The 12,970-nt window shown below is 49.2% G+C and carries 13 protein-coding genes; 5 read left to right on the top strand and 8 right to left on the bottom strand.

Going from position 1 to position 12,970, the window contains the following annotated elements:
• Positions 1-18 precede the first annotated feature (18 nt).
• The 3 genes from ACXAH4_RS06430 to ACXAH4_RS06420 all read left to right on the top strand — a co-directional run bounded on the left by ACXAH4_RS06430 (position 19) and on the right by ACXAH4_RS06420 (position 2,256).
• Entirely contained in the window at positions 19-450 is a 432-nt protein-coding gene (locus tag ACXAH4_RS06430; RefSeq protein ID WP_474845099.1) for an OsmC family protein, read from the top strand.
• A 244-nt stretch (positions 451-694) separates the two neighbouring features.
• Positions 695-1,888: a JmjC domain-containing protein gene (locus ACXAH4_RS06425; RefSeq protein WP_474881162.1), complete on the top strand. Its 1,194-nt coding sequence runs from the start codon at positions 695-697 to the stop codon at positions 1,886-1,888.
• Positions 1,889-1,986: 98 nt separating this feature from the next.
• A complete protein-coding gene (locus ACXAH4_RS06420; RefSeq protein WP_474845103.1) occupies positions 1,987-2,256 on the top strand; it encodes a hypothetical protein in 270 nt (89 codons plus the stop codon).
• A gap of 84 nt (positions 2,257-2,340) precedes the next feature.
• On the opposite strand, the gene cynS is transcribed toward ACXAH4_RS06420, so the two are convergent.
• From cynS to ACXAH4_RS06405, 3 genes are all read right to left on the bottom strand, one after another.
• Positions 2,341-2,790: a cyanase gene (gene cynS / locus ACXAH4_RS06415; RefSeq protein WP_474845105.1), complete on the bottom strand. Its 450-nt coding sequence runs from the start codon at positions 2,788-2,790 to the stop codon at positions 2,341-2,343.
• A gap of 15 nt (positions 2,791-2,805) precedes the next feature.
• Positions 2,806-4,527, bottom strand: coding sequence for a bifunctional protein-serine/threonine kinase/phosphatase (locus ACXAH4_RS06410; protein WP_474845107.1), 1,722 nt, complete (start codon positions 4,525-4,527; stop codon positions 2,806-2,808).
• Positions 4,528-4,617: 90 nt separating this feature from the next.
• Entirely contained in the window at positions 4,618-5,475 is an 858-nt protein-coding gene (locus ACXAH4_RS06405; protein ID WP_119500049.1) for a formate/nitrite transporter family protein, read from the bottom strand.
• Positions 5,476-5,916: 441 nt separating this feature from the next.
• Here ACXAH4_RS06405 and ACXAH4_RS06400 point away from each other — a divergent pair, with 441 nt between their 5' ends.
• Positions 5,917-7,245 carry a nitrate- and nitrite sensing domain-containing protein gene (locus ACXAH4_RS06400; protein WP_474881160.1) on the top strand — a complete coding sequence of 443 codons (1,329 nt, stop codon included), beginning with the start codon at positions 5,917-5,919 and terminating at the stop codon, positions 7,243-7,245.
• 1 nt (position 7,246) lies between these two features.
• On the opposite strand, the gene ACXAH4_RS06395 is transcribed toward ACXAH4_RS06400, so the two are convergent.
• Positions 7,247-7,867, bottom strand: coding sequence for a phosphatase PAP2 family protein (locus ACXAH4_RS06395; RefSeq protein WP_474881368.1), 621 nt, complete (start codon positions 7,865-7,867; stop codon positions 7,247-7,249).
• 208 nt (positions 7,868-8,075) lie between these two features.
• On the opposite strand from ACXAH4_RS06395, the gene ACXAH4_RS06390 reads away from it, so the two are divergent.
• Entirely contained in the window at positions 8,076-9,008 is a 933-nt protein-coding gene (locus tag ACXAH4_RS06390) for an AEC family transporter (RefSeq protein ID WP_474881159.1), read from the top strand.
• Between the two features lie 101 nt (positions 9,009-9,109).
• On the opposite strand, the gene ACXAH4_RS06385 is transcribed toward ACXAH4_RS06390, so the two are convergent.
• The 4 genes from ACXAH4_RS06385 to ACXAH4_RS06370 all read right to left on the bottom strand — a co-directional run bounded on the left by ACXAH4_RS06385 (position 9,110) and on the right by ACXAH4_RS06370 (position 12,945).
• Complete coding sequence (locus ACXAH4_RS06385; RefSeq protein ID WP_474881157.1) at positions 9,110-10,729, bottom strand: carboxylesterase/lipase family protein; 1,620 nt, start codon at positions 10,727-10,729, stop codon at positions 9,110-9,112.
• Between the two features lie 28 nt (positions 10,730-10,757).
• Positions 10,758-11,714, bottom strand: a complete 957-nt coding sequence (locus tag ACXAH4_RS06380; RefSeq protein ID WP_474881155.1) for a TIM barrel protein — start codon at positions 11,712-11,714, stop codon at positions 10,758-10,760.
• A 269-nt stretch (positions 11,715-11,983) separates the two neighbouring features.
• Positions 11,984-12,304 (bottom strand): BolA family protein, encoded by a 321-nt coding sequence (locus ACXAH4_RS06375; protein WP_119500046.1) that lies wholly within the window; start codon positions 12,302-12,304, stop codon positions 11,984-11,986.
• Positions 12,292-12,945, bottom strand: coding sequence for an alpha-ketoglutarate-dependent dioxygenase AlkB family protein (locus tag ACXAH4_RS06370; RefSeq protein ID WP_474845119.1), 654 nt, complete (start codon positions 12,943-12,945; stop codon positions 12,292-12,294). The genes ACXAH4_RS06375 and ACXAH4_RS06370 overlap by 13 nt, the downstream gene beginning before the upstream one ends.
• Positions 12,946-12,970 lie beyond the last annotated feature (25 nt).

Below are 12,970 nucleotides of genomic sequence, written 5' to 3'. Positions count from 1 at the left end.
CCCGAAAAAGGAGAAATTATGCCAATTGTAAAAACTGGTTCTGCGCACTATAAGCCGCTGGGTAAAGAAGGCAAAGGTCATGTGAGCACCGGAAGTGGTGCCTTGTCTGATCAGCCTTATGGCTTTAATACACGTTTTGAAGACAAGAGCGGTACTAATCCTGAGGAACTGATTGCTGCTGCTCACAGCAGTTGCTATGCCATGGCGTTGTCGTTTGCGTTATCAGACGCAGGTTATCAAAACGGTGATCTAAAAGTTGATGCTGAGGTCACACTGGAAAAAGACGGTGATGGCTTTACCGTAACGAAATCTGCATTAACCCTTGAAGCTAAAGTAGACGGGATTGATGAAGGTAAGTTTGCAGATATCGCGAAGGGCGCAAAAGAAAACTGCCCGATCTCTAAATTGCTGAACGCCAAAATCACTCTCGATTACACTTTACAAAGCTAACCGGCCGGCAAGCAAATGAAGCCAGGGACGGTTTCAGTAATTACTCCTGTGAAATTGTGCCTTTGCTGTGACCGTTCATTCTGGTGGATAGTCTCACCAGAACACAGTAAAACACAATGAGGCTGGTACGGGAAAATAACTCAAGCTGAATTCACTAAGTGTTTCACTGTTCAAATTTCTTTACAAAAGGTTACATTTATCCAACCATTCTTAATGTAGTATGAGAATTTTTGGAGGAAAACCAATGCATTCAGACGCCAGGGAAGCGCTGCAAAGGGTCCTGAACCCGGTCAGTTACGACGATTTCTTCAATTCCTATGTGGGTAAAAGGCCACTAATAATTAAAGACAACAATCCTTTCAGAGCAGCGATTGGCGGTACATCTCCAAGGGAAAAATTACTTCAGGGACATCGCAGGTATGCTCCTGCGGTAACCTGTCACTCTCATGCCCCCAAGCTGCCCCCTCCTGCGGCAACGGAAGTTGAAAACGAACAAGCTTTTTATCAGCTGATTTCTGATCACTTTAAGCGTGACTACACAGTCCGCATACCCGATGTCACCGGACTGTCACCTGACCTTACGAATTTTACCCGGTCACTTGAAAAGCTCATTCAATCACCGGTCAGTGTCGTCGTATTCTGGAGTCATCAGGGCGCACAGGCTCCGGTGCATCACGATGAGGTGGATGTTATTGTTATACAGTTGGAAGGCACAAAACGCTGGTTTATTTCCGACGCACCGCCTTCCTTTCCTACGCGATGGAAAAAGGCGGGTTCACTCCCTCCTCAAATGCCCCATTATCAAACAGTCGATGTGAAGGCAGGCGATCTTATCTATCTGCCACGGGGCACCGTCCATACTGTGCAGTCGACTTCAGAGTCAATCCACTTATCCATTGGCTTTGTCCCGGTCACCGTCAGGGATACAGTTAATGCTGTTTTGGACCATTTAACTGAAGTTAGTTTGCCGTTGCGGAAAGATATAGGCCCGAGAGCGGACTGCCTTGCGTCACATAATGCACTGGAGCAGGTTTCTCAGCAGGTAAAGGAGCATCTGCAAAGCTTATTGAGTGCTGCACAACACGATCAGTTTATTATGGAGTCACTTAAACGCCAGCGGGCACGACTGATTCAGGATATGCCAAAATTGACGCCGTCAGCGACTGCGCGGCATCCTGTCTCCGTAAATACTTATGTTCAGCGCAGTCCCCTTGCCATGGCCGAGTTAGTAGAGACAGACAATATTCTTGATTTATCTGTTCCCGGCGAACAAATACTGATTCACCCTGGCGTAAAAGCACAATTGCAATTCATGATAACAACGTCTGCGTTCAGGGTTGCTGATATTCCGGGTGAGATAGGTGATGATGTACGTGTCGCCCTGACACAGCGTTTGCTTGCCTGCGGCTTTCTTGAACCTTCGCCAGCCCGCCAATAATCATCCATGATTTACCGTGCAAAAGCGGAGTTCAGCAATTGCATTTGGCGGGTGACCTGTCAAACTGTGCGTTTTTGCTAAGCTAATACGGAGCTCCCTTGATTGCATATCTTCTGGCAGGTGTAGCCATTGTTGTCGCCTTTATCGTGAACTGGTTCATGCCAAGGCCATTCTGGCGCGCCACGCTTACCTCAGCACTTTCCATTTTCATCGTTACATCTGTGGGGTTAATGTACCTGCCACTCGGCGTGGAAGCAGAGCCTGATGAAGTTCGCCGCTGGGTATTCTCGATTTTGCCCCTGCTTGGTTTTTTCGCAATTCTGATTTCAGTATTCGTAGGCTGGTTTCTTTACGTGGTACGTAAATAATTTAATTTCAAAATATCCTTTTAAAGGCATGACGCGGCACCATCGAGTTTCATGATGCCGTCTCGCCTTAAGTTACGACTACGGTCAGTAAGTTTTATACGGCAGGAATTTACCGGACATCACCACTTTCACACGGTCGCCTTTAGGATCAGGTTCACGGGTTAAGTCCATTTCAAAATCAATGGCACTCATAATACCGTCGCCAAACTCTTCGTGAATAAGCTCTTTCAGTGTGGTGCCGTACACATTCACCAGTTCGTACCAGCGGTAAATTAACGGATCAGTAGGAACAGCCGTTGGCAGAGAGCCTTTATAAGGTGCAATCTGTAACCAGGCGACGGCTTCTTCTGATAACCCGAATAATTCACCGGTGGCTTCAGCCTGCGCTTTGGTCATTGCCATCTGGCCCAGGCATGCTGCAGTACTCCATTCTTTCGACTCGCCGATCACTTCTGCGGCCTGCGACCATTTAATGCCTTTAGTGACTTTTGCGCTCATAATCATTGCGGTGACTTGCTGTCTGTCAGTAATCATAGTGGGCTCCACGGGTTAGATAAGTGAAAATCGTTCCAGTAAGAGAACGAGAATAAGACAAAGGAGTAAACCGCTGACTCCCTGCCAGAAAGCAACGGGATTGCGCTCCAGTAGGGGCGGCCTCTCGCTGCTGAGAAATTTTGCATCCGGATGTCTCAGGGCATACACAAACTCTGAAAGTGCGTCATAGCGCTTGAACGGATTGGGATGCAGTGCTTTTCTTAGCGTGTGATCAAGCCAGAAGGGAATGCTCCGGTTCGGATCTAACACGCTTTCATATTTCAATTTATGCTGTGATGTCACGCTTCTGCATTTGGCAACCTGCGTGCCATAGGGGAAGCGGCCACTAAGCAAATAGTAGGTCAGCACCGCCAGCGAAAACTGCTCAGACTGTTCACTGCCACCCTGACCAAGAAAATACTCCGGTGCTGCATAAATAGCTGTACCGGGAATATCATCATTATCACCGGTAAATTCATTGATACCGGCAACAGAAGCCCCACCTAAATCCACCAGTGTGATGTGATGGTTGATATCAATCATGATATTTTCAGGTCTGATATCACGGTGGAGAACATCTTTGCGATGCAATGCCATCAATCCCCTGGCGACCTGCTCAATGATCATGCGGACAGTTTCCAGATCCGGCTGCGGGTTATCATTCAGCCACTGGGCCAGTGTTTGTCCCGGCACAAAATCTGTCACGGTATACAATGCTGTTTTGGCAGCCTGCTGATCGGGGGCGCTCACCACATGCTGGCTGTGAATTCGCCTTGCTATCCACTCTTCCATCCTGAATGCTTCAAGATGTGCCAGTTCATGTGCCATTTCCACAGAAGGCACTTTCAGCACCACCTGGCTGCCATCTGCTGTGTTCTGAGCCAGGTAAACGTGGCTGCGGGCACTGTGATAGATGTTGCGAACAATTTTAAACTGATCGAGAAAATCCCCGCTTTGCAGCACGCCGGGAATGGGTAATTCTTCCTCTTCAGACCCGGCGGCACTGGTATGGGCTGCTGGCAGGGTATTTACCCTGACTATCTGAGCTGTCAGGTTATCGTTACTGCCTCTGGCAAAGGCCATTTCCACCAGCCTCTTCGCTGCCTCATCCGGATCATGCTCATATTCAGTCACTACACTGCAGAGGCTGGCCTCATCGATAAACTCATACACACCGTCGGTGAGCAGAAGAAAGCAGTCCTGCTCTTTCAGAGAGCGGCTGTCTTTATCCAGTTGCAATGATTCATTAATGCCCATGGCATTGGACAAATAGTGCTTTTCACCATTTATCATCTGACGGTGGTCGCGGGTAAGTTGCTCCAGCACCCTGCCCCGCAGCCGGTACACTCTGGCGTCCCCCAGATGAAATATATGTACACGCTGGTGTTTAAAAATCAGTGCACTGAATGTGCAAACGTAACCTTTGTCCGGTTCGCCGGCATAGGGACTGTTGCGACTCTGGCCGAGTAACCAGCGGTTTATTGCTGTAATAACTTGCGTAGCCGCACGGGGGACCGTCCAGGTATCTGAGGTACAAAAATAATCTTCGAGAAAGTGTTTAACACATACCTGACTGGCAATGTGACTCACTGAACTGGTACTGATGCCGTCTGCCAGTGCCACCGCAGCGCCTTTAAATGTGAGCAATTCACCTTCGGGAAGCCTGAAACCATAACTGTCCTGGTTCAGCGGCTTTTCTCCTGCACTGGAATATTGACCGATGGATAAACTAAGCATATTGAAGCAGCTCAGTGAGAGGTTTGAATTGAGCCTGCCGGACATTGCCCGGCAAGCCCTGTGTGCCGGAGAATATCCGGCAAATCTTCATTAAACTGCAGCAGGTTTTGAATCTGTTGCTACCGGTGCAGATTGCGCAGCCAGCTTACGCTTGGGAGCAGTACGGAAGTGCGTGCTGTACAGCGTTAAACCTGTAAACGCCAGACCACCGACCAGGTTACCCAGAGCCGTCGGGATTTCATTCCAGAAGAAATAATCCATTACAGAGAAATCACCGCCCATGATCAGGCCGAACGGGAACAGGAACATATTTACCACAGAGTGTTCAAAGCCCATGAAGAAGAACAACATGATTGGCATCCACATGGCAAAGATTTTACCGCTCACGTGGGTTGAGATCATGGCACCTACTACACCCAGTGATACCATCCAGTTACATAACATGCCACGGATGAAAATGGTCAGCCAGCCTTCCATACCGTACTGAGCATAACCCAGGGTACGGGCTTCACCGATACCGGCTACTTTTGTTGCAATAGCACCACCATCAGTGTTGTAACCCATGGTAAAGATAAATGACATCATGAACGCCACTGTCAGTGCACCGGCAAAATTACCGCAGAATACCAGCCCCCAGTTACGGAGAATTTGAGACCATGTGACGCCGGGCCGTTTCGCCAGCCAGGCCAGTGGTGTCAGTACAAAAACACCGGTTAACAGATCGAATCCCATCAGATAAAGCATACAGAAGCCAACAGGAAACAGCACCGCACCAATTAAAAATACGCCGGTTTGTACAGCAATCGTAATTGCAAAAACCGCTGCCAGAGCAAGGATTGCGCCGGCCATATAACCGCGGATTAATGTATCACGGGTAGACATGTAAATTTTGGATTCACCCGCATCCACCATCTTGGTTACAAATTCATTCGGAAGTAAGTAAGCCATTGTGTATACCTTTTTGTTGTGTGTTGTTTAGTCGCTGACATGTGTTGCACACAACAAAATGCGGGCACAAAAAAACGCCCAACCATGCACTGTTTCCAGTGTGGTATTGGACGCCGTTATCCAAGTTTACATTGTGTTGTATGCAAAACCCCGTGTTGCAATTTTAAACAGCAAGGAAAAGGCCAGATTTAAATTGTCATTATTTTTCTGACAGTTATGAATATTCACGTGTGACTTGCCGAGCATTCATTTATTTATTGCACCAAAAAAGTTCATCCGCGCACAATGAAGATCCGCAATTTCCTGTGAAACGGGGAAAATTCCGTCAAAGCCAAACGGATTGCGTATTAACAAGTTAGCCAGAGGAAACTAATCCCTAATTATCAACAGGTTAAAATGGTGGAACAGGCTTTGCTAAATCTTATAAACAGGCAACGTCGATTGCGACCACCACAGAAAGACACCAGCACCACCATGGCAGTATTCAGCGAAGCGACAAAACGGTTCCTACTGGCGGCAAAGCACGCCGAAATTCACGCACTTAATCAACTGGCATCCAACTGCAAACTGGTGACCTCAGTGAAAGACATGATCCATCAACTCCAGCGGGAGCGCGGTATCAGTAACGTATATCTTGCGTCGAAAGGGGAACGGTTTGGTCAGCAACGGGAAGATCAGATTGCAGACAGTAATTTTGCCGAACAAACCTTACGCAGCCAGCTAAAATCTCTATATCTCTCAGGTGATGAAAGTGCCGCTAACATGCGCTTACTGGTGAGCATCACCATGGCGCTACAAGGGCTGGATAACCTTTCTTCCCTGCGGGATCAGGTAGCTGAACAGGCACTGACATCCCTTGAGTCAACACAGGCATACTGCCGGCTGGTAACGGGTTTACTCTCGGTTATCTTTGAGGCCGCTGACGTAGCGAGCGATCCGGATATCACCCGGCTTCTGGTGGCGCTGTTCAATTTTTTACAGGGTAAAGAACTGGCCGGACAAGAGCGGGCCTGGGGTGCTATTGGCTTTGCTGAAACCCATTTTAATAAGTCATTGTGCGACCGCCTTGATCAACTGCAGCAGGATCAGCAACACAGCTTTGACATATTTATGGCTTTTGCCGACCCGCAAACGCTGCAGCAATGGGAAGTCATCTGTCAGAGCGATGCCCAGGCCGACCTTACCCGCCTGCGAACAATGATAAAACAACTGGCTGATGGCAGTCCCATTGACGGACAAATCAGTGAAGTATGGTATGACATTGCCACCACCCGCATTGATGCCATGCAATCCATTGACGAAGCGCTGACCGCCAAACTCATTTCACTGGCTTCAGAGCTGGTCAGTCGTGCAGATGCCGAGCTGAAAAATCATCATCAACGGGTAAAAACGCTGGAACAACAACCTAATCCAACGGGCACACCACTGACAATGCTGTTTGATCCGCAAATGCCGGGCTTACGGGGTTCAGAAATGTCCGGTCCGGATACCATTTCCAATGCGGAAAATTTATCCGCACACCGGTCTTTTTACGACTTGTTATGCGATCAGACTGAACACATCAAAAACATGTCAGTAGCGTTGGAGGAAGCCCGCCAGGCGATTACCGATCAAAAATGTATCGACCGTGCCAAACTGCTTATTATGCAGCAATGGCAACTAACCGAAGATCAGGCTTACCGTCGCCTGCAAAAAACAGCGATGGATCAGAATTGTCGCCTGATTGATGTGGCGGAACGTGTGGTAAAAGCCACATCAGGCAGTAAATGATTCATCCAGTTCGCCGTACGTATGCCGCCGTCATTAAAGCCAGTGACAGCCAGAGGACAGCCGCGCACCAGCCTGCCAGAATGTCAGTGGGCCAGTGAACCCCCAGAAACACACGGCTCATGCCGACCAGCAAAATAATTAACATGGCAATACCGGAAAACCAGCGGGTCAACGACGGGTTGCCACTTACTGATGCACCGGTGAACGCAAGACAAAGATACGTTAAACATGACATCATGGCATGGCCTGAAGGAAAACTGCTGGTGTATACCTTCGTAATATGAGGAACCAGATCTGGCCGTGGCCGGTGAAAACCATATTTTAGTGCAAAACTGACAACCATACCGGACAGTACTGTTGTTATCAGAAAAACAGCGTGACGGGTCTGCCCCTTTTTATGTAACACCAGAGCTGCCAGGCCGGTGATCACAATTAAAAACCAGTTACTGCCCAAGGTGGTCATGTCACGGAAATGTACCGCAAGCCATAACGGCCCTGCTGGCTGCCCCGGGTCTCCGGCACGGCGTAACATCAACATAATGCTTTTATCGATGGCGGGCACTGGGTCAAGATGTACCCATGCAGCGAGCAGAAGTAAACCGGAAAGTCCGGCAAAAGCCATGAGTCGCAACACGGATGGCCTGATGTGATCGGATTGCATAGAAACGAAGGGTCACTGACAGATAGTCTTTATTCCTTTTGAGCGCAGCTTTGGATCGCTTTACCGGAAGAATCAATACGCTGAATACAACAGATTTTGCTGTTACAGCGCCTTCAAGTATCGAAAATCTTGGTATAATGGCCGCCATCATCTCCTGTATTGACTACCCATGTTTTCCTTTATCACTGAAACCCTATTACCCGTGCTGATTTTATTGCTGATGGGCTGGTTATTTTTCCGCATAAAATGGCTGAACGAGAGTTTTGTTGAAGCCGGTTCTAAGCTGGTTTTCAACGTCACATTACCTGCATTGCTGTTTTTATCTATCAGTCAGGCCGACTTTGCCCATGCCGCAAACTTTCCGCTGATTGGGGTGGGTATTGCCGGCACACTCATCATGTGTGCTCTGCTGGTGCTTACGGCAAGGATGACGGTGACGCCTTATCAGGCAAGAGGTGTTGTGGTTCAGGGTGGTTTCAGAGCCAATATGGGTATTATCGGCCTGGCTTACTGCGCCAATACGTACGGGCCCGAAGGGCTGGCTGCCGCATCTGTATACCTGGGCTGTGTCACAATTTTATTTAATATTTTGTCTGTGATTGTGCTTAACTTTTATCAGACCGGCCACCGCTCTGTGAGCAAACAAATCAAGGGTATCACTAAAAATCCGCTGATCATTTCCATTGTCGTGGCGCTGCCCTTTTCCTATTACTCATGGACGCTGCCTGACGCCATTCTTAAAACCGGTGAATATGTTTCCCAGTTAACTTTACCTCTTGCGCTCATTTGTACCGGTGCTTCGCTGCAGTTCCGCTCATTCTCCGCCGACTGGTTTAATATTACGTTGAGTACAGTAAGCAAGTGCATTCTTTATCCCGCGCTGATGGTAGGGCTGGCGTATCTTGCCGGATTTACCGGAATGAGCCTGGGGATAGTGCTGCTCCTGTCGATTGCCCCGACAGCCGCTGCCAGCTATGTGATGGTAAGAAATATGGGCGGAGACCACCGGCTGGCTGCCAGTATTATTGCTGTATCCACACTGGTTTCATTACCGGTGACAGCTCTGGCATTCGGAACATTGACCTCGCTGAACCTGGTATAGTGTCCTGATACAAAGACCCTCCACAATGAACAGATATTGAAAACAAAAAAGAGCGCATATTGATGCGCTCTTTTACGTTTTAATACCGCTGAAAAACACGGTTAACGCATGGCAGCCTGAGCCGCTTCGGTTGAACGCTGGACCACATCCAGACGCTCTGTCCACGGGTCTTCACTATGCACCGCTGTAGCGTCCATGGCGAACGTCATGATGTTATGCGCTTCATTGTCATAAGGCTTCCATTCCGGCAACCGGGCCACATTAGGATCACCATTTTCGATAAAGCTCACCACGTAGTCGAAAACCAGTTCAGAGGCATTAAGATCCTGCTCAGTGGCATCCGGATACTTCACGTCGGCCGTTTTAAAGAAAAACGGGATCTCACTGGCATGGGGGGCGCCCTTCCCGTTACGGACACTTTCTGCCACGTAACCATACCGGTACATGTACACGTTTTCGTCCAGGTCTGTCATACGCTCAGCAACAAACCTTGCAGGCTCCTGCATCATACGGTCCTGTGCCACTTCCGCTCCGATATCCTGTAATTCACCGGTTCCTTCAAGGTCATAGGCATCTTTCGCTGCCTGCGCGTACTCGCCGAATGAGGCGAACAATGCCTCTTTATCCGGGAACATGCTGAATCCGATATCCTGGCTGGTCGTACCCACCATTACCGGCACTTTCGCGACTTTACCCTGCTCCAGCAATGTTTGGGTGCTGCCCTTTACAATGTCACCATCAGCAATAGGGCCGCCAACATACGTCGGTACACCGCCGGGAGGCTGAAACAGTGCCATCAGATTCAGGCCATCGACCACTTTGTCTGCCGGCAATGCCCGCAAAGCCGCCAGCGCTTCTGCGCCATTACCGGAAATGCCATTCTTTTCAGCGAAATTAACGCCAATCTGCTCCGCAGAAGGCTGACCGTTTACTTCTTCCGTTAAGCTGCGTTCGCCGGTTAATGAACGGCCACCACCGGACATAATAATCGCCCGCTGGAAGGTACCCCGTGCACCCGGAGTCTGCATAAGATTGTGTACAGAACCGCCGCCGGCAGATTCGCCCATGATGGTGACATTATTCTTATCGCCACCGAAGGCTTCCACGTTATCTTTCACCCATTGCATGGCGGCTATCTGATCTTCAAAACCGTAGTTGCCTAACGGACCTTCTTCAGCGGCTGAAAGTGCCGGATGTGCGAAAAAACCAAAACGGCCAAGGCGGTAGTTAAAGCTGACAAAAATCACACCGGCACGGGCAAATTCGCTACCGTCATAGGTGGCAGGCGATGCACCTCCATTCACGTAACCACCACCATGGATCCACACAACCACAGGACGCTTGATATCATCTTCCTGCGGTGCCCATACGTTCACGTACAAACAATCTTCCGCAGGCTCTTTCCCTAGCGGTGCAGCGTCACTTGGAAACGGCTTTTGCATACAGTCGTTGCCGTAATCCAGCACTTCTTTCACACCGTTCCAGTCTGCAACGGGCTGAGGAGAACGCCAGCGATTTTCACCAACCGGAGGTTTTGCGTAAGGGATCCCTTTAAAAACGCGGATATCATCATCTTTAACGCCCTGCAGCGTACCATTTTTAACCGTTACCTGCGGTGATGCATCTTCAGCTACCGGCGCAGGACTTTCAGCCACTTTCTCACCACAGGCACTTAACATTACTGCTGCAACAGCAGACAAAGCAAACAGCCGTTTTTTCATAACAAACGTTCCTTATTCTGATCCACGGTTAACCTAACGCACTCAGATGACAGAGTCCGCGCACAGCATCTTCAAACGGCGTATCTGTTACATCCACTTCTACGTAGCGGTACTTCACGTCATTTTCGTTCAGGTGTTTAACGATGGCGGCAAAGTCTGATTTGCCGTCCCCCGGGGTTGAGATGCGTGACATCTCAGGAATGATCATACGCGGATCGTCACTCAGCGGAACCGAGCCGTCGTAATCCTTCATATGACAGCCGATAACACGGCCTTTGTATTTATTCAGCATGGCAACAGGATCATGACCGGCTGCCGCAACCCAACCTAAATCCAGCTCAATTTTAACCAGCTCCGGGTCGGTGTTCTCCATCATGATGTCGAAAATCACCTGTCCATCCACCTTATCGAACTCAAAGTTGTGGTTGTGGTATGCGAACTTGAAGCCAAGCTCTTTCATTGTCTGACCACGTTTGTTCAGACGTGCAGCAATAGCTTTAACTTCGTCAACAGAAGAAGGGGTGTTCAGGTTTACTTTACCATCTTTGAAATTCAGGAATTCGCCGGCCATGGGCTCGATGAAGTAATCGATATTCAGTTTGCTGCCCAGTTCCTTGATATATTCAATGTCTTCCAGGTCGGAATTAATATGTACAGACGGCACTGTCAGCTTATATTCTGCCATCAGATCTGCCATATCATCGATGCTTAAACCGAACAGCGGCGCGCCTTCTGCATTCACTGAGCCACCTACACCGAACATTTCAAGCTGCTTGAAACCGGCTTCAGCCAGTTTTTTAATTGTACCGGCGGGATCTTTTGCAAACATGTCGCGCAGCATGTACATCTGAACGCCGTAAGGTCTGCCTGAAGCTGCATTACAGCCTCCGGTCATCGCGTTGGCCATCAGTCCCGGCGCTGCCAGTACACCGGCTACGCCCAGACCAGCTTTAAGAAAATGTCGACGGGTAAGTGACGAAGTCATTATTGTTTCCTCTCTCCGGTAAGAAACAGGCTCAACACGTTGGTCCCGTTGAGCCTGCAAGAAGTTAATTATTTGTTAAACTCACTTTAGGGCCTTTACATTAATGACATCGATATCATTTTACAACTATTGTTTAACATTTTTAGACAAGTGACAGAACCGGACGCCGGTTTGAGATCTCTTCTCTTCCGGACGGATCCCGGGCGGGTCAAAAAACAAAAAAAGAGCACGACCGGCGTGCTCTTTTTCTCTTTAAAAATCATGGAAAATTATCCCAACTTACTGCCACCCAGGCAATCCGGTGACGGGGTTACACTGCCGCCTCTGGCTTCCCATTCTTCAGGGGTATACGTGTGCAAAGCCAGTGCATGTACCGGCCCCTGTAAAGCTTCAGCCAGCAAACCGTTCACCTTCTGGTGACGGGGCACCCGACGTACGTCAACAAACGCTTCAGACACCACCGTTACTTTGAAGTGACTCTGGGCACCGTCGGGCACATTGTGCATATGACTTTCATCCAGCACTTCAAGATACACAGGTGTGAGAGCATCATTAAGTTGCTGTTCGATAAACTGTTTTACATTTTGCATGGGTTCTGCTCCGGCACAGCGGGATAGATAAATCGGAAAGTTAGATTAATTCTACCATCAACGTGCCGGGTCGTCTTGTTGATGCCGTGCAGATAGTTGCGCTGAGTGTCACCCTGCATGATTAGCAGTGAGCCATGCTCAAGACTGATCTTCACTGACGGAGCACCACTGCGGTGACGAAACAGAAAGGGCCTCGCTTCACCGAGAGTCACAGATGCAATAACCGGCTGCTCGCCCAGCTCCCTTTCATCATCGGCATGCATGCCCATGCTGTCCTGCCCGTGCCGGTACCAGTTCGCCAGCACACTGTTAAACCTGCAACCGGCGGTGTTTTCGCAACGAGTTTTCAACGCCAGCAGATCAGCGGTCCAGGGGCGCGGTACCATCGTCAGGCCGGAGTAGGAATACTCGCTGACAGCATCCCCATACCAGGCTTGCAGACGCGGAATTTTAACCGGCTTACCAAACAGTTTAATGGTATCCTGTGACCAGTTTAACGATGAGGCCAGCGATGCGTACAACGCGTCAGCATCATCCGGCCCGATCCAGCCAGGTATGTAAGTAACATCCGCGCCGGGTAACGCCAGTTTCTGAGGCGCAGCGCCGGCGTTACAGCCATCATCGAACAGTGAAAATTGCATAAATCCGGAACCCGATTAACGTTAT

Source organism: Alteromonas sp. ABV2_168, from assembly GCF_056161165.1.
Note: the sequence above shows the minus strand (reverse complement) of the source record. Positions and strands in the feature narration are given on the sequence as shown.

Coding starts and splice junctions, on each gene's coding strand:
- ACXAH4_RS06430 (WP_474845099.1), top strand. CDS start 19: ATGCCAATTGTAAAAACTGGTTCTGCGCACTATAAGCCGCTGGGTAAA.
- ACXAH4_RS06425 (WP_474881162.1), top strand. CDS start 695: ATGCATTCAGACGCCAGGGAAGCGCTGCAAAGGGTCCTGAACCCGGTC.
- cynS (WP_474845105.1), bottom strand. CDS start 2,790: ATGATTACTGACAGACAGCAAGTCACCGCAATGATTATGAGCGCAAAA.
- ACXAH4_RS06410 (WP_474845107.1), bottom strand. CDS start 4,527: ATGCTTAGTTTATCCATCGGTCAATATTCCAGTGCAGGAGAAAAGCCG.
- ACXAH4_RS06405 (WP_119500049.1), bottom strand. CDS start 5,475: ATGGCTTACTTACTTCCGAATGAATTTGTAACCAAGATGGTGGATGCG.
- ACXAH4_RS06395 (WP_474881368.1), bottom strand. CDS start 7,867: ATGGCTTTTGCCGGACTTTCCGGTTTACTTCTGCTCGCTGCATGGGTA.
- ACXAH4_RS06390 (WP_474881159.1), top strand. CDS start 8,076: ATGTTTTCCTTTATCACTGAAACCCTATTACCCGTGCTGATTTTATTG.
- ACXAH4_RS06385 (WP_474881157.1), bottom strand. CDS start 10,729: ATGAAAAAACGGCTGTTTGCTTTGTCTGCTGTTGCAGCAGTAATGTTA.
- ACXAH4_RS06380 (WP_474881155.1), bottom strand. CDS start 11,714: ATGACTTCGTCACTTACCCGTCGACATTTTCTTAAAGCTGGTCTGGGC.
- ACXAH4_RS06375 (WP_119500046.1), bottom strand. CDS start 12,304: ATGCAAAATGTAAAACAGTTTATCGAACAGCAACTTAATGATGCTCTC.
- ACXAH4_RS06370 (WP_474845119.1), bottom strand. CDS start 12,945: ATGCAATTTTCACTGTTCGATGATGGCTGTAACGCCGGCGCTGCGCCT.